The organism is Telluria sp. GW821-FHT07G12, from assembly GCF_059418525.1.
On record NZ_JBWKQA010000003.1, the window covers coordinates 231,511 to 251,179 of the forward strand.

18 protein-coding genes are annotated in these 19,669 nt (G+C 65.4%); 5 read left to right on the forward strand and 13 right to left on the reverse strand.

Going from position 1 to position 19,669, the window contains the following annotated elements:
- The first annotated feature begins 69 nt into the window (after positions 1-69).
- Positions 70-2,853 carry a preprotein translocase subunit SecA gene (gene secA / locus AC07PE_RS13650; RefSeq protein WP_498765230.1) on the forward strand — a complete coding sequence of 928 codons (2,784 nt, stop codon included), beginning with the start codon at positions 70-72 and terminating at the stop codon, positions 2,851-2,853.
- A gap of 72 nt (positions 2,854-2,925) precedes the next feature.
- On the opposite strand, the gene AC07PE_RS13655 is transcribed toward secA, so the two are convergent.
- From AC07PE_RS13655 to AC07PE_RS13675, 5 genes are all read right to left on the reverse strand, one after another.
- On the reverse strand, positions 2,926-3,927 hold the full coding sequence (locus tag AC07PE_RS13655) for a MerR family transcriptional regulator (protein ID WP_498765232.1): 1,002 nt from the start codon (positions 3,925-3,927) through the stop codon (positions 2,926-2,928).
- Positions 3,928-3,990: 63 nt separating this feature from the next.
- Positions 3,991-5,016 carry a peptidoglycan recognition protein family protein gene (locus AC07PE_RS13660; protein WP_498765234.1) on the reverse strand — a complete coding sequence of 342 codons (1,026 nt, stop codon included), beginning with the start codon at positions 5,014-5,016 and terminating at the stop codon, positions 3,991-3,993.
- Positions 5,017-5,029: 13 nt separating this feature from the next.
- The gene (locus tag AC07PE_RS13665) at positions 5,030-5,764 is read right to left on the reverse strand and encodes a transglycosylase SLT domain-containing protein (protein ID WP_498765236.1); all 735 of its coding nucleotides are present in this window, start codon (positions 5,762-5,764) and stop codon (positions 5,030-5,032) included.
- Positions 5,765-5,977: 213 nt separating this feature from the next.
- Positions 5,978-7,045 (reverse strand): AI-2E family transporter, encoded by a 1,068-nt coding sequence (locus AC07PE_RS13670; RefSeq protein ID WP_498765238.1) that lies wholly within the window; start codon positions 7,043-7,045, stop codon positions 5,978-5,980.
- Positions 7,046-7,078: 33 nt separating this feature from the next.
- Positions 7,079-8,719: a DUF945 family protein gene (locus tag AC07PE_RS13675; protein WP_498765240.1), complete on the reverse strand. Its 1,641-nt coding sequence runs from the start codon at positions 8,717-8,719 to the stop codon at positions 7,079-7,081.
- 145 nt (positions 8,720-8,864) lie between these two features.
- On the opposite strand from AC07PE_RS13675, the gene argJ reads away from it, so the two are divergent.
- From argJ to AC07PE_RS13695, 4 genes are all read left to right on the forward strand, one after another.
- Positions 8,865-10,103: a bifunctional glutamate N-acetyltransferase/amino-acid acetyltransferase ArgJ gene (argJ, locus tag AC07PE_RS13680; RefSeq protein WP_498765242.1), complete on the forward strand. Its 1,239-nt coding sequence runs from the start codon at positions 8,865-8,867 to the stop codon at positions 10,101-10,103.
- Complete coding sequence (locus tag AC07PE_RS13685; RefSeq protein WP_498765244.1) at positions 10,103-11,014, forward strand: ATP-binding protein; 912 nt, start codon at positions 10,103-10,105, stop codon at positions 11,012-11,014. Before argJ ends, AC07PE_RS13685 begins: the two co-directional genes overlap by 1 nt.
- Positions 11,007-11,417 carry an NUDIX domain-containing protein gene (locus tag AC07PE_RS13690; protein WP_498765246.1) on the forward strand — a complete coding sequence of 137 codons (411 nt, stop codon included), beginning with the start codon at positions 11,007-11,009 and terminating at the stop codon, positions 11,415-11,417. Before AC07PE_RS13685 ends, AC07PE_RS13690 begins: the two co-directional genes overlap by 8 nt.
- Before the next feature lie 78 nt (positions 11,418-11,495).
- The gene (locus tag AC07PE_RS13695) at positions 11,496-12,530 is read left to right on the forward strand and encodes a S41 family peptidase (protein ID WP_498765248.1); all 1,035 of its coding nucleotides are present in this window, start codon (positions 11,496-11,498) and stop codon (positions 12,528-12,530) included.
- Between the two features lie 15 nt (positions 12,531-12,545).
- Here AC07PE_RS13695 and AC07PE_RS13700 read toward each other — a convergent pair whose 3' ends face one another.
- The 8 genes from AC07PE_RS13700 to coaE form a co-directional block, all read right to left on the reverse strand.
- Positions 12,546-14,888 (reverse strand): GH92 family glycosyl hydrolase, encoded by a 2,343-nt coding sequence (locus tag AC07PE_RS13700; protein WP_498765250.1) that lies wholly within the window; start codon positions 14,886-14,888, stop codon positions 12,546-12,548.
- 124 nt (positions 14,889-15,012) lie between these two features.
- The gene (locus AC07PE_RS13705) at positions 15,013-16,047 is read right to left on the reverse strand and encodes a hypothetical protein (RefSeq protein WP_498765252.1); all 1,035 of its coding nucleotides are present in this window, start codon (positions 16,045-16,047) and stop codon (positions 15,013-15,015) included.
- A gap of 86 nt (positions 16,048-16,133) precedes the next feature.
- The gene (locus AC07PE_RS13710; RefSeq protein ID WP_498765254.1) at positions 16,134-17,123 is read right to left on the reverse strand and encodes an aldo/keto reductase; all 990 of its coding nucleotides are present in this window, start codon (positions 17,121-17,123) and stop codon (positions 16,134-16,136) included.
- Positions 17,124-17,165: 42 nt separating this feature from the next.
- Positions 17,166-17,609, reverse strand: a complete 444-nt coding sequence (gene yidD, locus AC07PE_RS13715; protein WP_498765256.1) for a membrane protein insertion efficiency factor YidD — start codon at positions 17,607-17,609, stop codon at positions 17,166-17,168.
- Positions 17,606-17,986: a tautomerase family protein gene (locus AC07PE_RS13720; RefSeq protein ID WP_498765258.1), complete on the reverse strand. Its 381-nt coding sequence runs from the start codon at positions 17,984-17,986 to the stop codon at positions 17,606-17,608. Before AC07PE_RS13720 ends, yidD begins: the two co-directional genes overlap by 4 nt.
- Positions 17,987-18,011: 25 nt before the next feature.
- Complete coding sequence (yacG, locus tag AC07PE_RS13725) at positions 18,012-18,194, reverse strand: DNA gyrase inhibitor YacG (RefSeq protein WP_498765260.1); 183 nt, start codon at positions 18,192-18,194, stop codon at positions 18,012-18,014.
- 9 nt (positions 18,195-18,203) lie between these two features.
- Positions 18,204-18,959 (reverse strand): cell division protein ZapD, encoded by a 756-nt coding sequence (gene zapD / locus AC07PE_RS13730; RefSeq protein WP_498766059.1) that lies wholly within the window; start codon positions 18,957-18,959, stop codon positions 18,204-18,206.
- A gap of 62 nt (positions 18,960-19,021) precedes the next feature.
- Positions 19,022-19,669: a dephospho-CoA kinase gene (gene coaE / locus AC07PE_RS13735; protein WP_498765262.1), complete on the reverse strand. Its 648-nt coding sequence runs from the start codon at positions 19,667-19,669 to the stop codon at positions 19,022-19,024.

The following is a 19,669-nucleotide window of genomic DNA, read 5'->3' on the forward strand; positions in this document are numbered from 1 at the left end:
CGGTCTTCGGCGGATATTATTTTGATATCATCCATGGCTTTTTCGCGGCGTACTTTTTAAGAACACAGCATGTCATTCCTGACCAAGATTTTCGGCAGCCGTAACCAGCGTCTGCTCAAGCAATACCAAAAAACCGTGCGCGACATCAACGCGCTCGAGCAGCAGATGGAAAAGCTGTCGGACGCCGAACTCCAGGCAAAAACTCCCGAATTCAAGGAAAGGATCGCCGGCGGCGCCACGCTCGACGACATCCTGCCCGAGGCGTTTGCGGTCTGCCGCGAGGCTGCCAAGCGTGTGCTGAAGATGCGCCACTTCGACGTGCAGCTGATCGGCGGCATGGTCCTGCACTATGGCAAGATCGCCGAGATGGGCACCGGCGAGGGTAAAACCCTGATGGCAACCCTGCCGGTCTACCTGAACGCGCTGTCCGGCAAGGGCGTGCACGTGGTGACCGTCAACGATTACCTGGCACAGCGCGACGCCGACCAGATGGGCCGCCTGTACGGCTGGCTGGGCCTCTCCACCGGCGTCAATCTGTCGCAGATGGATCACGACAGCAAGCAGAAGGCCTACGGTTCCGACATCACCTACGGCACCAACAACGAATACGGCTTCGACTACCTGCGCGACAACATGGTCTACGACGTGAAGGAACGCGTGCAGCGCGGCCTGAACTTCGCCGTGGTCGACGAGGTGGACTCGATCCTGATCGACGAGGCCCGCACCCCGCTGATCATCTCCGGCCAGGCCGAGAACCACACCGACCTGTACCACAAGATCAATGAAGTCCCGCCGCTGCTGACGCTGCAGATCGGCGAAGAGACCCCGGACGGCAAGGGCGAGGTCGAAGTCCCGGGCGACTACACCAAGGACGAGAAGGCGCACACCGTGCTGCTGACCGAGGCCGGCCACGAGAAGGCGGAAGCCATCCTGACCAAGATGGGCCTGCTGCCGGAAGGCGCCTCGCTCTACGACGCCGCCAACATCACCCTGATCCACCACCTGTACGCCGCCCTGCGCGCGCACGTCCTGTACCACAAGGACCAGCACTACGTGGTGCAGAACAATGAAGTGGTGATCGTCGACGAATTCACCGGCCGCCTGATGACGGGCCGCCGCTGGTCCGACGGCCTGCACCAGGCCGTGGAAGCCAAGGAAGGCGTGCGCATCCAGAACGAGAACCAGACCCTGGCCTCGATCACCTTCCAGAACTACTTCCGCATGTTCACCAAGCTGTCCGGCATGACCGGTACCGCCGACACGGAAGCCTACGAATTCCAGGAGATCTACGGCCTCGAGACCGTGGTCATCCCGCCCAACCGTCCATCGCAGCGCAAGGACCGCCAGGACCAGGTGTACAAGTCGGCCGAGGAAAAATACGGCGCGATGCTGAACGACATCCGCGACTGCTACGAGCGCGGCCAGCCGGTGCTGGTCGGCACCACCTCGATCGAGAACTCGGAACTGCTGTCCGGGATCCTGAGCAAGGCGAACCTGCCGCACAACGTGCTGAACGCGAAGCAGCACGCCCGCGAAGCGGAAATCATCGCCCAGGCCGGCCGTCCGCAGATGATCACCATCGCCACCAACATGGCGGGCCGCGGCACCGACATCGTCCTCGGTGGTAACGTCGAGAAGCAGATCCAGTTCATCGAAGCCGACGAAGCGCTGTCGCCGGAGCAGAAGAACGAACAGTCGCAGAAGCTGCGCGACGAATGGCAGTCGCTGCACGACCACGTGGTGGCGCAGGGCGGCCTGCACATCATCGGCACCGAGCGCCACGAATCCCGCCGCGTCGACAACCAGCTGCGCGGCCGTTCGGGCCGCCAGGGCGACCCGGGTTCCTCGCGCTTCTACCTGTCGCTGGACGATCCGCTCCTGCGCATCTTCGCCGGCGACCGCGTGCGCGCGATCATGGACCGCCTGAAGATGCCGGAAGGCGAACCGATCGAGGCCGGCATCGTGAGCCGCTCGATCGAGTCGGCGCAGCGCAAGGTCGAGGCCCGCAACTTCGACATCCGCAAGCAGCTGCTCGAATACGACGACGTCGCCAACGACCAGCGCAAGGTGATCTACACCCAGCGTAACGAACTGCTGGAGTCGGCCGACATCTCCGAGCTGATCTCCTCGCTGCGCGTGGGCGTGTTCACCGACGTGGTGCGCACCTACGTGCCGGCCGAATCGGTCGAAGAGCAGTGGGACATTCCGTCGCTGCAGCGCGTGCTGAACGACGAGTGGGCGCTGGAAGTGCCGCTGGCGCAGCTGCTGGAGGACGAACCGAACCTGAACGACGACGACATCCTCGAGCGCGTGCTGGCCGCCGCCGACGAGTCGTACAACAGCAAGGTGGCGATCGTCGGCAAGGATGCCTTCGGCGGCTTCGAACGCAACGTCATGCTGCAGAATATCGACACCCACTGGCGCGAGCACCTGGCGGCGCTGGACCACCTGCGCCAGGGTATCCACCTGCGCGGCTACGCCCAGAAGAACCCGAAGCAGGAATACAAGCGCGAAGCCTTCGAGCTGTTCGGCGCCATGCTGGACCAGATCAAGAACGAAGTGATCCGCACCATCATGACGGTCCGCATCCAGACCCGCGAAGAAGTCGAGGCGGCCGAAGCGGCCATGCAGGCGGCCGCTGCGCACCTGGAAAACGTCAACTACCAGCACGCCGACTTCGACCCGACTGCGGCCCCGGAAGAACTGATGGCGCCCCAGGCCGCAACCGCCGGCACCACCGCGGTGAGCGACGACCCGGCCACCACCTACATGGGCATGAAGGTCGGCCGCAACGATCCTTGCCCTTGCGGCAGCGGCAAGAAGTTCAAGGCTTGCCACGGCAAGCTGGCGTAATCTGCCGGTCCGGTAAAAAGAAGGCTCCCCGCGGGGAGCCTTTTTTATTGGTGACGTGCCCGCGTGCGCGCGTCACCGGCGTTGCAAGCCCTTGCGTAGCCAGGCGAGCGCATCCTCGCTGATCCCCGACCCCTTGCGCAGCAGCGGTTCTTCTTCCGTCGCACGGCGGAAGTCTGTGACCGTCTGCGGGTCGGTGCCGACCATATCGTGGAACAGTTCCATCCACTGGCGTCCCAGCGCCTGCGAGGCCGGCTGCCCAGCGTCCGGGTCGAGGCGCATCTGTTCGCGCACCTTGCCGATCAGGACCGTCCACTCGCCGCCGCGGGTCGTCCAGTGGTGGCGCATGCGGGAGAGCACGTCCGGCGCCAGATACTTCGCCCAGACGTCGTTTTTCAGCTCGCCGATCGCGGCCATCACGTAGTTCATGAGCTCGGGAGGCACGCCCCCGGCTTCTCTCTCACGCTGCATCATGAGGTTGATGCGGGCGGCGAGTTCGGCATCGCCGCCGGTTCCCTGGCCGAAGGCTTCCAGCCAGCGTCGTGCGAATGCCTTGGCGCTCTCGGAATCCGGCGCCACCTTGGTGCGGATCATTTCCATGGCTTCGTCGACCAGCGCCTTGAATTGCGCTTTGATCGCCTCGTCGTGGTACAGCGGAATCCGCGCCAGTTCATCCTGCGTAAAGTATTTTTCGTACATGCTCATCTGCTCCAGTGAGTCCAGCCAGGTGGACAGGTCCGGCTGGCGGCCGGCCGCCAGCTCGCCGTGCAGGCGCTGCAGCTGCTCGCGCACCCGCGCCGCCTCGGCGATCTGCTGGTCGAGCGCACGCAACTGCCGCTCGACCACGGCCAGCGGACTGCCTTCCGGACTGTCCAGGTAAAGGCCGATGTCGGCCAGGCTCATGCCGAACGAACGCAGGGCCTGGATCTGGTGCAGGCGCGCCACGTCGTCGCGGTTGTAGAGCCGGTAGCCGGCATCGGAACGCGCCGAAGGCTGGAGCAGCCCGATGCTGTCGTAATGGTGCAGCGTGCGGACCGTCAGTCCGGCCAGCGCGGCAAGTTCTCCCACTTTCAGCATCGTTCAGCTCCTTTGTTCAGCGTGGACCCAGTCTGGAGCCTCACGTGGCGTGAGGGTCAAGCCTTACCAGACCATCTTGTTCCAGGTATTGTCGCCGACGATGCCGTCCACGCCCAGACCCTGGCTGGACTGGAAGCTGCGGACCGCCGAGTTGGTGCCGGCGCCGAAGATGCCGTCCACGCTCAGGCCGTAGCCGCTCTCGTTCAGCTGGCTCTGCACCGCCTTCACCTTGGCACCGGAGTCGCCCTGCTGGGTGACGACGGTCAGCGCCGGCCAGCTGGCGTTGCCGACGATGCCGTCTGCGCTCAAGCCATGCGAGCTCTGGAAGTTCTTCACCGCGGTCTGGGTGGCGGTGTCGAAGGTGCCGCTGGCGGTGACCGTATAGCCCCATTGCTGCAGCAGGTACTGGATGGTGCGCACGCGCTCGCCCGTGTTCCCGTACTGGACCAGCGGCCAGGTCAGGTTGGTGGTCGAGCCGCCGCCGCCGGTCGAGCCGTTCGCCACCAGCGACTTGTAGGTCGCCCAGTTCCAGCCCGAGCCGGGATCGGTGTGGGTCTGGTTCGAGAAGTTGACGTGGCCCTTGACGTCATAGATCGAATCCGCCGGCACCGCGTTCCAGCCGCCGGTACCGTCGAACACCTTCTGCGCCAGGCCGCGCGAGGCCAGGATGTCGCGCGTCAGCGCCGCCGAGGCGTTGTACATGGCGCTGGTGTACCAGGTGGCGGGATCGTCGATGTAGCCTTCGTGCTCGATGCCGACCGTGTAGCCGTTCGAGGTGCCGACGTGCCAGGCCTTGTCGCTCTCGTTCACCATCTGGGTGATCTGGCCGTCGGAGGAACGCACCACGTAGTGGGCGCTGACCTGGGCGCTGCAATTCTGGAACCAGGAGATGGTCGAGGCGTACGAGCCCTGGGTGGTATGGATAGTGACGTGGGTGATGGAGGCGGTGCGGCCGGCCGTGTAGTTGCAGCTGGCGGCCGGGTTCCAGATGGCGGGGCCGTAGTCGGTCGAGGCCTGGGTTGGCAGGGCCAGCACGGTGGATGCGGCAAGGGCCAGGCCTGCGAGCAGGCGCGTTTTCGAGCTCTTCATGGTTGGTCTCCGGTTATTTGTTCTTGGCAGGCGTATCGACGAAATCGGGCACCGAGATCTTCGGATCGGGGACCCCGGTTTCCACCGTGATGCGGCGCGCCGACAGCTTGCGCAGCTTGTCCTTGCCGTAGACCTTCTCCATTTCCACGTGCTTCTGGCTCACCTTGAATTCGCCGCTTTCGCGTCCCTGGCGGATCGCGGTCAGGATCTCGTAGGTGTAGATCTGGGCGATCTCGCGCTGCGGAATGCCGCTGTATTTCGCCACGGCGTCCTCCCAGTCTTCGAGCGGGAAGGCACGGGTCTTGCGCGCGCCGAGCTGGGACAGCAGCGCGGCGGCGGCGCGGATGTTGGTGCGGGTGTCGCTCGCGGCCTGCTCCGGGCTGACGCGGATCAGCGCGGCGCCCTGGCTCAGGGAGTGGCCGAAGTAGCTGTCGTCGCGCAGGCCCATGATGCCGTAGGCGGGCGGCATGCCGTCATGCGCGTCCACCTCGACCTCGGGTTCGCCGTTCTTTTTCAGCATGCCTTTCGGGACATGCGGGTGCCAGCGGGTTTCGGCATAGGCGATGGATTCGAGCAGCTCGACCGGGACATTGAATTCCGCCGAGGCTTCGTTGAAATACTGCTGGTAGCGCTTGGCATGGACCGTGAGCCCGGTCTTGGGGCCATCGGCCAGTGCCGGCGGGGCTGCCACGCCGGCGCCCAGGGCGGCCAGCAGGCAGGCTTGGAATGTGAGCTTCTTCAGCTTCATGGTTCTCTCCACTATTCTCGTATTGGATAGACCCGTGACGGGCACGGGACGTGTGTCCCGGCCGCCCATGAAACTGCTGAGCTCAGCGGTGACGAAGCAGTATATGTATATTTGTGTAATTGAAATTCATCAATTTTTCACAGTGTTTCATAACTTCATATCATGCATTTTCGGCAATGCAATGCATGAATCTGCCGAGCAAGGCCGAGGCGCTCAGCAGGTTTCGGGCGGCGCATCCCGGAAGCGCTTTTCCTCATGCCACAGCGTGACGAACAAGGTCATTACCACTGGCCCGACGAACAGACCGATCAGCCCCAGGGTCTCGACCCCGCCCAGGATGCCCAGCAAGACCGCCAGGAAGGGCAGCTTGGTGGCGTTGCCGATGATGGTCGGGCGCACGAAGTGGTCGGCCACGAACAGCACGATGGCGCCCCATGCGACGATGGCCGCGGCCGCGGCGGCGTTGCCCTCGTAGAGCAGGAGAAGCGCGACGGCGCCGAAGGCCAGCGGCGCGCCGAAGGGGATGATGGCCAGCACGCCGGTGGCGGCCGCCCACAGCACCGCCGAGGGCACGCCGGCGATCTGGTAGCCGATGCCGAGCAGGAAGCCCTCGGCCAGGCCGACCAGCACCAGGCCGTTGACGGTGGCGCGCACCGCGGTCGGCACCTTCAGCGAGTACAGGCTCCAGCGCTCGGCGCCGATCAGGTGGGCGCCCAGGGCATTCGTCTGGCCCTGCAGCGCGTGGCCGTCCTTGTAGAAGAAGAACAGGCAGAGGAAGGCGAAGCCGATGTCGATCAGGCGGTGCAGGGTGCCGCTGCCGACCCGCTTGAGCACTTCGCTGGCCGACTGCATGTGGCCCACCGAGCCGTCCTGCAGCAGGTGCGCCAGGCCGTGCGGCTGGCCCAGCGTGGCCTGCCACCAGTTGTAGACGGCGTCGCCGGCCATCGGGATCCGGTGCAGCCATTCGGGCGCCGCCAGGCCCTCGGTGTTGGTCTTGGCCACCAGCTGGGCCAGCGCCGGCGCCTGGTGCGCAGCCTGGCTCACGCCCAGCGCCAGCGGCGTGATGAAGACCAGCGCCGCCAGGATGGTCACCAGGGCCGCGGCCAGGATCTCGCGCCCGCCCAGTGCGCGCAGCGCGCGCAGGTAGAGCGGCCAGGTGGCGATGCACAGGATCGCGGCCCACAGCAGCGGCAGCACGAAGCGCTGGGTCACGAACAGGGCGAACAGGATGATCGCCAGCGAAAAACAGGCGCTCAAAACGCTGCGTTGGGTTTCGGTCATGGCATCTCCGTTCAGGGCTCGGTTCAGGGCAGATCAGGGCGCCGGATTCGGGTCGCGCGGCCGCTTGCTGCCGGCTTCGCGCACCAGGCTCCAGCTCATCTGCAGATCGATCGGCTTGCCATCCTGCAGGGCCGGGATGTAGCGGCACTGTCCCAGCGCTTCGAGCGCGGCCTGGTCCCAGTCCGGGAAGCCGCTGGGCGCCGCCACGCGCACCTCGTGCACCTTGCCTGCGGCGTCGACGCGGTAGGCAAAGCTGGCGCGCAGCGGCTGGTCCTGGCGCACCACCTCCACAGGATAGTCCGGTAGGCGGCAGCTGTCCTCGATGCGGCGGGCCTGCAGCGCGCCCGGCGGCAGGTTCGAGCGCTGCACCGCGGCCGGCGCCTGGCCGGTCGGGGGCCGGGCCGCCGGCGCCACCTGCGGCAGGGCGATTTCCTTGCCGTTGGCGCTCAGCTTGCCGTTGCGGAATTCGACGGTCGAGACCAGTACGTCGTTTTCCAGTTTCGCATAGCCGGCGCCGAGCAGCTTGCCGACCACGACATCCGTCATGGTCTGCCCGAGCTGGGCCACGCTCATCCCGTTCGGCGGCGTGCCTTGCTGCTGCGACTGGCGAGCGGCAACGACACCGCTGACGTCGCGCACGATCGCCACCGGCACCCGGATCTCGAAGCGGGCCACGATCTTCTTCACCAGCTTCGTCACGTCCTGCAGGTCGGCCTCGACCGCGCCGGCCGTACCGATGCGGCCGCGGATGCTGGCCTTGTTGCCGTGGAAGCGGGCGCTGATCTCGTCGATCTCGATGGCCGAGCCGCGCACGATGGCGGCCTTGCCCATCGTTTGCAGCATCGGCTTCATTGCCGCCAGCTTCTGCTCGGGCGTCATCGTCTTGAGCTGCTCGCGCTGGCGCTCGCCGGCGGCCTGCAGCGCCACCATGGCTGCGCGGTCGACGTTCACGATGCGCATGTCGAAGCGCACGTCCTCGACCTTTTCGCCGCCGGCCGAGATGCTGCCAATGCGCTGCTGGAACTGCATGTCGACGGTCTTCGGGCGCTCCGTGGTGCGCCAGTTCACGCGCAGGTCATCCATGCTGAAGTCCATGCCGGCGCTCGGCTTCTGCGGGGTCTCGCCGTGCACGCGGGCGATGCGCAGCTGGCCATTGCCGAACCAGAGCCTGTCCGCGCTGCGGCGCTGGTGGCCGGTCAGCGTGATGCCTTCGGCGCTCAGGCGCATGGTCGGGTCTTCAGCGGCAATCGTGTTCCACTGTCCCGAAAAATCGACGGCCTTGCCGGCATTGTCCATGTCGAAGTCGACCAGCGCCTCGTCCCAGTCCACGCGCGAATTGTCCTGGCCCGCATAGTGCAGCGGCTGCAGGCGCAGGCGGTAGGCCAGGCGCCCCGGTTTGGGCTGCTGGCGCTCGACCGTGAACGGCTTGTCGTTGCCGAACACATTGCGCAGCTTGGCCGAGGTCTCGGGGCTGTACTGGACGCTTCCCATCTTGTCCAGCTGGACGGGCAGGGGCTGGCGCGGGTCCTGGGCCAGCTGCATTTCGCCTATGGCGGACTGCATGGCGTCCGCGACCGGGCCGGGCGCCGGCCTGACGGGTTTGCTGTCTGCCGCGGTGGCAGGGACGGCCAGCAGCGAAGCCGCCAGCAGCGAGGTGGTAAGCGCAGTTTTCACGGGACGGGTCCGATCCTTGTAATCTTTCTAATTATTAACGACCCGGCTTAAAAAGTCATTAACAGCGGAGCGGCGCTGCCCTGCGGCGGCTGGCGGTACAATAACGGATTAGTCAATCTTTCCATCTTTGAGAGTAGAGAACACCATGGCCGTCAATTCTCCCCTGCCTGTCGCCAGTGAGCTGAAACCCGTGAATGGCATCGACATCGGCTTCGCCGAAGCCGGCATCAAGAAGCCGAACCGCAAGGACGTGCTGCTGATGAAACTCGCCGAGGGCGCGACCGTGTCCGGCGTATTCACCAAGAACCGCTTCTGCGCCGCGCCGGTCCAGGTGAGCAAGGCCAATCTGGAGGCCGTGTCCAAGGGTGGCAAGCCGATCCGCGCGCTGGTGGTCAACACCGGCAACGCCAACGCCGCCACCGGCGAGCAGGGCCTGCAAAGCGCCCGCACCACCTGCGAGGAAGCCGCGCGCCTGCTCGGCATCGACGCCCAGCAGGTGCTGCCGTTCTCCACCGGCGTGATCCTGGAACAGCTGCCGGTGCAGAAGATCGTCGCCGCGCTGCCGGCCGCGGTCTCGAACCTGAAGCAGGACAACTGGTTCAATGCGGCGGAAGCCATCATGACCACCGACACCCAGCCGAAGGCGGCTTCGCTCACCACCACCATCGGCGGCCACACCGTCACGATGACCGGCATCAGCAAGGGCGCCGGCATGATCAAGCCGAACATGGCGACCATGCTGGGTTACCTGGCCTTCGACGCAAAAGTCGCCCAGCCGGTGCTGGACGAACTGGTGCGCTACGCCGCCGACCGCTCCTTCAACTGCATCACCATCGACGGCGACACCTCGACCAACGACTCCTTCATCCTGATGGCGACCGGTACCGGTTCGCTGGTCATCGATTCGACCGACAGCCCGGACTACGCCGCCCTGCGCGACGCCGTCACCGGCATCTCGACCCACCTGGCGCAGCAGATCATCCGCGACGGCGAAGGCGCCACCAAATTCATCACCATCTCGGTGGAGCAGGGCCGCGACATGGAAGAGTGCCGCAAGATCGCGTATTCGATCGCCCACTCGCCGCTGGTGAAGACCGCCTTCTTCGCCTCCGACCCGAACCTGGGCCGCATCCTGGCCGCGATCGGCTACGCCGGCGTGGACGACCTCGACACCAGCAAGCTGGACCTCTACCTGGACGACGTGCTGGTGGCGAAGGCCGGCGGCCGCAACCCGGAATATAAGGAAGAAGACGGCCAGCGCGTGATGAAGAAGGCGGAGATCCTGGTACGCGTGGAGCTGGGCCGCGGCAATGCGAACAGCACCGTCTGGACCTGCGACCTGTCGCACGACTACGTCTCGATCAACGCCGACTATCGTTCCTGATGAACCAGTTGGAGCAATTCCTGCATCGCGCCGAAAGCCTGCTCGCCAGGGTTGAGGCGATGCTGCCGCCCGCAGTGCCGCGTGAGACCGAGTGGGGGCGCAGCTCCGCCTTTCGCTGGCGCAAGCGGCCCGGCGGCGGTGCCAATCCGGGCAAGTATCTGCAGCCGGTGCTGCACGCATCGATCATCAAGCTGGACGACCTGCAGCACGTCGCCCGCCAGAAGGCAGAGATCGAGCAGAACACCCGCCAGTTCGTGGCGCGCCGCCCCGCCAACAACGTGCTGCTGACGGGTGCGCGCGGCACCGGTAAATCGTCACTGATCAAGGCCTGCCTGAACGGCTTCGCCAGCCAGGGCCTGCGCCTGATCGAAGTCGACAAGGCGGATCTGGCCGACCTGCCGGACATCGTCGACCTGGTGGCGGGGCGCCCGGAGCGCTTCGTGATCTTCTGCGACGACCTCAGTTTCGAAGAGGGCGAGGCCGGCTACAAGGCGCTGAAGGTGGCGCTGGACGGCAGCATCGCGGCGCAGTCGGACAATGTGCTGATCTACGCGACCTCGAACCGGCGCCACCTGATGCCGGAAAAGATGTCGGATAACGCCGGCTACAGCCACGGTGACGACGGCGACCTGCATCCCGGCGAGACCGTCGAGGAAAAGATCTCGCTGTCCGAGCGCTTCGGGCTGTGGCTATCTTTTTATCCGTTCAAGCAGGACGACTACCTCGACATCGTCGCGCACTGGCTGCACAGCTTCGGCTGCTCGCCGGCGCAGATCGAGGCGGCGCGCGCGGACGCCCTGCGCTGGGCGCTGGGCCGCGGCTCGCGTTCGGGCCGCGTGGCCTGGCAGTTCGCCAAGGATTACGCGGGCAAGCTGCCGCCCGCGCCAGTGCAGGAGCAAGTGGATGTCTGAAGTCAAAAAGCCGATTGACGTCGCGGTCGGTATCCTGATGCGCGAGAACGGCGACGTGCTGCTGGGCCAGCGCCCCGAAGGCAAGCCCTATGCCGGCTACTGGGAATTCCCGGGCGGGAAAGTGGAGCAGGGCGAGGACATCTTCCACGCCCTGCAACGCGAATTCGTCGAGGAGCTGGGCGTGCAGGTGCTCAGCGCCGAACCCTGGTGCTGCGTCGAACACGTCTACGAACATGCGCACGTGCGGCTGTACTTCTACATCAGCCGCGAGTGGACCGGCGAGCCGCAAAGCCTGGAAGGCCAGGCGTTTGCGTGGCAGGGCGGGTATTCGGTGAGTCCGCTGCTGCCGGCGACGATTCCGCTGCTGGAGTGGCTCGACAAGGTGCGCTACCCGGATAATTAATGTAGACATCGATGTCTAGGTGACTTATCCTCGCTAGGACCAGACAAGTTTGTCTGACACTTGCGAATGGAGCCTGCCGTGTATCGCCATGTCATCCTGCTTTCCGCCCTGTTGTGCATCTCGCCGGCGCGCGCCGAGACCGGCCCGGCCGCCGAACGGGCCGCCATCATCCAAAGCATCGTCAAGCAACTGAACACCTCCTATATCGATCTTGACAAGGCCCGCAAGCTGGACCCCGTCTTGCGCCGCGCGGACTTCGGCAAGGCGGACAGCGACGAAGCGTTTGCCAAGAGCGTCACGGCGACGATGCTGGACGTGACGAAAGACCCGCACCTGCGCTTGCTGTACAGGGCGGAGCCGGCGGCGGAAGGCGCCAAGGCCAACCCGGCGCCGACCCTCGCGCAACAGCAGGCACGCATGCGGGAAAAGCTGCGTGAAGAGAATTATGGAATCGAACGTGTCGAGCGCCTGCCCGGCAATATCGGCTACCTGAAAACGCGCTTCTTCGCGTCCGCGGCCGAGTCGGGACCGGCCATCGGCGCGGCCATGACGCTGCTGGCCAACACGGATGCCCTCATCATCGACCTGCGCGAGAACGGCGGCGGCACCACCGATGCGGTGCCTCTGCTGGCGAGTTATTTCTTCGATAAACGGACACATATCGCCGACCTCTACACGCGCGAAGGGAATGTCATCGAGCAGCAGTGGACGTCGCCGGCCGTGCCGGGCAGCCGTTCTGGCGCAGACAATGAAGTCTACATCCTCACCAGCAAGAAGACGTTTTCGGCAGCCGAGGGCCTGGCCTTCGCCCTGAAAAACCTGAAGCGCGCGGTGATCGTCGGTGAAACGACGCGCGGCGGCGCGCATCCTTCGCTCATCAAGCCGATCAATACCCGTCTTGCACTGATGGTGCCAAACTCCACGGCGCGCGATCCGGTCACGCTCAAGGATTGGGAAGGCGTGGGCGTGGCGCCCGATGTGGCCGTGCCTGCCGCGGAGGCCTTGACCCGGGCCCAGATCCTCATCCTCGAGAAACTGCGCGCACGCAAGCAGGACCCGGAAGTGCAGGCCGACATCCGCAAGCGCCTCGAGGAACTTGGCTCAGCCTCCTGAGTCCGGCGAGCTGGATCACTGTCCCGCCCCGTTCCACGACATCGACGGCGGCGCCTGCCGCGGATCCGCGCCCCAGCGCTTGTTCGGCTCCGGGCCCATGGTGAACACGAACGTGCCGCCGTTGGCGATGTCGGCCTGGCTGAACCACGGTTTGGTCAAGGGCTTGCCATTGAAGGTGGCTGACTGGATGTACATGTTGCGGGCCGAGTTGTTGCGCGCGACGATCTCGAACACCTTCCCATTGCCCAGGCGGAGGCGAACCTGGTCGAAGATCGGGCTGCCCAGGATGTAGTCGGAGGTCGAAGGATCGACCGGATAGAAACCCATCGCGCTCATGACATACCAGGACGAGGTCGAACCCTGGTCGTCCATGCCGGGATAGGCGTAGCCGGTGGCGTCGCTGCCGTACAGGCGGTCGAGAATGCGGCGCACCAGCGCCTGCGTCTTCCAGGGCTGGCCGCTCCAGGCATACAGGTAGGGCGCCTGCTGGTCCGGCTGGTTGCCCTGCACGTATTGGCCGATCATACCGGTGCAGTCGCGGCAGATGCCCTTGGGTTTGTAAGGCGTGGTGAAGAAGGCGTCCAGCTTGGCGTTGAAGGCGGCGGGTCCGCCGAGCAGGCCGATCAAGCCGTGCATGTCCTGCGGCACCAGCCACAGCGTCGACCAGCCCGAGGCTTCCTTCATCATGAAGTTGTAATAGGGCTCGCCCGGGTCGAAGGGAGAGATCCACTTGCCGTCCCCGGTACGGCCGCGCATGAAGCCCACCGACGCATCGAAGACCTTGCGGTAGTTGGCAGCGCGACCCAGGAACATCTCCGCATCGTCCAGCTTGCCGAGCCGGCGCGCCATGTCGGACAGCGCGAAGTCGTCCCAGGCATATTCCAGGGTCTTGGCGACGCCGGCCTTGCCGCCGGCGTAGGGCGGGCTGGGATTACCCGGCGGGATGATGTCCGAGATCCAGCCGTTCTGCATGTATTCGGCCAGGTAGCCGCGCGGACCCTTGGGATCCATCGCGTTCTTGCGCAGGTACTCATACGCGGCGGCGTAGTCGAAGGGGATCCCGCGCCGCATCGCGCCGTCGTAGAGGAGCACCGCGTGGTCGCCGTGGAAGGAGGTGTTCATGTAGCCGCGCTCGCGGGCCATGTCGAGTTCGGAATGCATGATGTCGCGCACGACCTCCGGCTCCAGCAGCATCAGCAGCGCGATCTGGTTACGGCCAGTATCCCAGAACGGGACTGGCCCGTAATGGTCGTAGACGGCCGTTTCGGTATGGCCATCGGCGCCTGTGAAGGGCTCGCCCTTGCGTGCAACCAGCCACGGGCTGGCGAAGGAGTGGTACAGGGTCGAATAGAACAGCATGCGCTGCTTGGGTGTACCGCCGCGGACTTCGACGCGGTCGAACAGCCGGGACCAGGCGGCGCGCGCCTGCGCGTGCATGCGCTCGAAATCCCAATCCGGCGATTCGGCGCGCAGGCGCTGTTCTGCTTCGGCGGCGCTGTAGCCGTGGGCGATCCGCATCAGCACCTGCTCGCCCGCTTTGGTCGCGAACGTGACGTAGGCGCCCGCGTTGCCGCCGGAGACCGTGCGGCGGTCGGCCTCGACGTCCTTGTCGCCGAGCGTGTTCCACTGGTTGTCGTGGACCGCGCGGAAGGTGCCGAAGCCGGTGAAGGGACGCGAGAACTCGGCGACGAACCAGGGGCCGTCCGCGGCCGCGTTCTTGTCCTCGCGCGCTGACAGGCCGACGATCTTGCGGTCTCCGATCACATCGACCTTGCCGCCGGCGCGGCGCAGGTCGATGACGACATTGGCGCGCTGGGTGGCGGGGAAAGTGAAGCGCATCAGGCTGGTCGAGCGCGTCACCGTCAGTTCCACCCGGGTGCGGAAGCTGGTGAGGTCGACCTTGTAATAGCCGGGCGAGGCTTTCTCGCTCTTCTTGTCGTACCAGGCCTCGGTATAGCTCGGCGGCACGGTCCAGTCGCCCACCACCGGCATGATGATGGGCGCGGCCTGCGCGCCATAGGCCGAGCCGCCGCCGGTGAAGCCGATCATGGTCGGATTGGCATAGGCGTAGTTTGTGTCGACGCCCATGGGATAGCTGAGGTCGACGTTGACGTTGACCGGCGCCGCCTCGGTCTTGCTTTGCGGGAGACGCGCGCCTGGCGAGGTCAGGCCCGAATACAGCAGCTCGCCGGCCGGCGGCGCGTTGCCGATCAAGGCCTGCTGGTCGAGAGGCGCGCTGCCGACCAGGGGATTGGCGAGATCGACGGCCTTTTGCGCATGGGCGGCGCCGGGGCCGATGAATGCCGCGATGGCGGCCAGGATGACACGACAGCGAAGGTGTGCGAGAGTTGTGCTCATGGCCTCTTCCATTGCGGGTGGACTACCGGCAATTTATACAGAGGAGGCCGATGAGCTCAACGAAGTTTCACGTTTTGGGATCAGTTTATTTTTCGCTGACTAAACGAGCGGCGCTGCGTCGCTTTCAATGCCCTGCCGGATTCATCAACACCGGCCCGCACAAATCCCCCTTGCAGCCGAAACCGACGATCTGCCCGCGCTCATTGATCGCCTGCGCATACACGATGTTCCACCCGGTCGAGGTGTCGATCAAGTCGTTCAGGCTGCGCACGCCCTTGCCCGGCTCGTAGAAGAAGCCGCCGCTGCCGGTCAGCACGGCGCCCACCACCTGGCCGCGGTTGTTGATGCCGCGCGCGTCGGAAGCCTGGTCCAGCAGGACCTGCACCTGTCCCTTGTCCCAGAGCGCGGCGCGGTAGTCCTCGAAGGAGCCGTCGTTGCGCTCCAGGCGTCCGATCACCTGTCCGCGTTCGTTGATCCGCGAGGCGACGCTGCCGTAGCCGGCGGGCGTGGGGAGCGCCGTCATCGCGCCCTGCTGATAAAGGAAGGCGCGCGTCTGGAAGTTGCCGACCGGGGTCGGGGTGTCGATGGTGGAGATGCCGACGATCTGCCCGCGGTTGTCGATGCCTTCGGCAACGCTGTTCCGGTTGACCTGGCCTAGCGTGCCGAGGTCCTGCACTTCGCCATGCCGGAACAGGAAGGCCATGGTGTCGCCGTTCCGGGCCGTATAGCGGCCCACGATATCGCCGGCATTGTTAATGTCGGACGCATTCGCATCCGTGGCCTGCGGGATGGGGACTTCATGGGCCAGGCCATCGACGAACACGACGGCGCGGCGCTGGAAGCTCACGGTCGATTGCGAGTAGCCCACCACCTGGCCGCGCGCGTTGATCCCCGAGACGCCGACCTGGTCGTCGCCGGGCAGGGGCTGCAGCTCGGTCAGCTGGCCGTCACGCCAGCAGAAGGCGCCGGTGGGGCCGGTCCACATGCCGCACACAAGGCCCTGGTTGTTGACCACCAGCGCCACGCCGGAGCCCTGGCCCGGCGTGAAAGGGACCAGCGCGACCGGTTCATAGGCGGGCTTCGGCGCCGCCTGGGCGAGCAGGGGCAGGCTGGCCAGGGCGGCCAGCACGACATGGGACAAGCGTAAGTGAGTTTGCACTGGAATCTCCAAAAAAGTTGCCTCGGGGAAACCAGAATAATCGCAAGGGCTGACGCGGCCTTGACCTCACTCAAGCCAAGGTTTGTTTAGCCTTTGGCCATCCTTGCCAGATCTTCGGGATAACGCGCGCCCTGCACGGTGATCTTCGATGCCGCCTCATCGATCTCGGCCAAGTCTCCAGGCGTCAGTGCAAGGGAAACCGCGTCGAGGTTTTCGTCCAGCCGGTTCAGCTTGGTGGTGCCTGGAATCGGGGCTATCCACGGCTTTTGCGCCAGCAGCCAGGCCAGCGCCACCTGCGCCGGGCTTGCGCCTTTCTGCTGCGCCACCCGGCCCAGCAGATCCACCAGCGTCTGGTTCGCTTTCCGCGCTTCGGCCGTGAAGCGCGGCAGGCTGTTGCGGAAGTCATTGCTGTCGAACTGCGTGGTCTCGTCCATCTTCCCGGTCAGGAAGCCGCGTCCGAGCGGGCTGAAAGGCACGAAGCCGATGCCGAGTTCTTCCAGCAGCGGCAGGATCTCCGCTTCCGGTTCGCGCGTCCACAACGAATATTCGCTTTGTAGCGCGGTCACGGGCTGCACCGCGTGCGCACGCCGGATGGTGTCGGGGCCGGCTTCGGACAGGCCGAAGTGCTTCACCTTGCCTTCTTTGATCAGCTCCTTGACCGTGCCGGCCACGTCTTCGATCGGCACGTTCGGGTCGACGCGGTGCTGGTAGAGCAGGTCGATGCTGTCCGTTTTCAGGCGCTTGAGAGAGGCTTCGGTGACGGCGCGGATGTGTTCCGGGCGGCTGTCCAGGCCACTCCAGCGCGGGCCGCCGCTCGGATCGGGGGCGAAGCCGAACTTGGTGGCGATCACGACCTGGTCGCGCAGCGGCGCCAGCGCCTCGCCGACCAGTTCTTCATTGTTGAAAGGACCGTAGACCTCGGCCGTATCGAAGAAGGTAACGCCACGCTCGACCGCGCTGCGCAGCAGGGAGATCATCGCCTGCCTGTCCGGCGCCTGGCCGTAGGCGTGGGTCATGCCCATGCAGCCGAGGCCGAGGGCCGAGACTTCCAGATTGCCGAGTTTTCGTTTCTGCATCGCGCGCTCCTGAGAAGGTGAACGGCGACTATAGCAGTCCGCTCATTTTGGCGTCGGCGGCTGCTTTTTCTTGTTCCTTGCGATTCGGCGTGCCGCCGCGTCCATGTCGGCTTTGCTGCGCTTCCTCTCCTGCTCACGGCGGCGTGTCTCGCCCCATTCCCAGGAGCAGTCTCCATCGCAGGGCGTAATGCAGTCGGTGTCGCATTCTCCCTGTTCTTGATGGCGCCAGGGATTGCGCACGGCCGGCGCCGGACGCGCAGCCACGAAAGTCCGGCGCACATAGCCGCACAATGCCAGCCGCCGGTCCAGCAAGCCCAGTCCGCGCTGCAAGCCGAAACGTTCGATGACCCGGAAGCCGTAGTTGGAACAGCTTTCGCCGCCCGTCACGGCGCACAGGGCGCAGCGAAATCCCTTGTACGGCGAGACCCAGCGCTGGTAGCCGCGGATCGCGGCCAGCGCAAGCCGGGACGCCGGCCCGCGCCTCATGTATGCAGGATGCGGCCGCCCGCGAACGCCCAGTTTTCCCAGCTGGTTTCCTTGAACACCACCATCACGTTTTCCGGGTCCAGCCCGGCCGTGCGCAGGCGGTCCATCAGCTCGGCCAGCAGCTTCTTCTTGACCTTCACGCTGCGGCCGACCGACCACAGGATCTCGATCAGCACGAAGTCGTCCGTGCGCGCGCCGGCAAGGTCGGGGTAGGAAGAATCGAAACGGAAGTCGTCCGCATCGAGCTCCAGCACGCGCTGGAACTTGTCGGTGTCGGGCACGCCGGTCGAGACCAGGCTGGCGTGCACGGCGTCGAGCACCTTGCCCTTGAATTCAGGGCTCTTCGGCTTGCGGACGGTGAGGGTAACGAGCGGCATTGCTGAACCCTTTCAAAGGATGAGCTTACTGGTCGGCCAGCGGATCGTCCTGGGCATCGCTGGGCGTGGCGCCCGGGATCGTGTACTTTTCCTCGGCCCAGGCGCCGAGATCGATTTGCTTGCAGCGTTCGGAGCAGAATGGCCGGAACTTGTTCGCGGGAGTCCATTCAACTTTTTTGCCGCAGGTGGGGCAGGCGACGACGGTCATGACTTACATTCAGAAGTTACAGAGGGTGAGCTCGAATGGTACATCGTCTTCGAGCGGCTTGGGTTTCAGGTCCCCGCCCTGGCTCGTGAAGCGCACCCACAGCATGTATTTGTTGGCCGAGATTTCCGGGATCGCGCCCAGGTTCTCGTCGATCGACAGGCGCAGCATCTGGTACACCTTCCCCTGCAGCATCTGCTGGTAGCTGCCGGCCACGGCGATCATCTTGACCGGGCCGCCGGAATCGCGCAGCAGGCGCAGCACCAGGGCGAGGGCGTCGAACAGCGGCGCCAGCGGCGCGAACCAGGCCGAGATGTCGGCGTAGCGCTGCTCGGCGGAACGCTGCTGCCAGGCGTAGTAGGAGGGCAGGTCGAATTCGCAGGCGCCGCCCGGCATCACGGTGCGGCCGCGGATGCTCATCAGCCATTCGTTGTCGCGCACGTTCTGGCCGGTCTTGCCCTGGGCGTTGACGAGGGCATTGCTGACGGTATCGAGCTCGGCCAGCACGGCGTCGAGCGCCTCGGCGGCGACCGCGGGATTGCTGCGGTAGCTCAGCAGGCTTTGCTTCTGGCGTTCGAGTTCCTGCAGCAGGTCGGACTTGAGGTCCGCGCGGCCTGCCACTTCCAGCATGTCGAAGATCGTCGCGAGGGCGACGTGGTGCTGCAGAGGATGCTCCTGGTTTACAAAGAACTTGAATTTCTCGTACAGGTCCTCGAGCCGCAACAACGTGCGAATCCGCTCGTTGAATGGGTATTCGTAGACGATCAAAGTGGCATTCCTCTCGGCGTAGGCTGGCGCGACCACGTGATTCTGAACCATCGTGGGCAAAATTACAAACGCTCGTTCGGCTGGCTCGCTAATCTTGCCGCTTCGTCAAGATAAAAGGCGTGCAGGCGTTCCACCTGGGGCAAGAGCGCATCCAGGCCGTCGTCGTTGAGGATGAGATCGTCGGCGGCGGCCTGGCGCTGGGCGCGCGTGACCTGAGCCGCCATGATGGCGCGCACCTGGGCTTCCGGCAGGCCGTTGCGCGCCATGACGCGCGCGATCTGCACTTCTTCCGGACAATCGATCGCCAGCACCCGCGCCACCCGTTCGCGCCAGGTGCCGGACTCGATCAGCAGCGGCACCACGAACATCACGTAGGGGCCGCTCGCCAGCAGGGCGGCGGCGGCGGTGGCTTCGCGGATTTTCGGGTGCAGGATGGCTTCCAGGCGGGCCCGCGCGCCGGGGTCGGCAAATACCAGGGCGCGCATCTTCGCGCGGTCCATGGCGCCGTCCGGCGTGGCGAAGTCCGCGCCGAATTCCTCTAGCAGGGCGGGCATGGCCGCACCTCCCGGCGCCGTCAGCGAGTGCGCGATCTGGTCGGTGTCGATGACCGCGGCGCCGCGCGCGGCGAACAGGTCGGCCACGGTGGTCTTGCCGCAGCCGATGCCGCCGGTCAGGCCGACGCTGAAGCGTAGGGGATCCTGCTTGTCCAT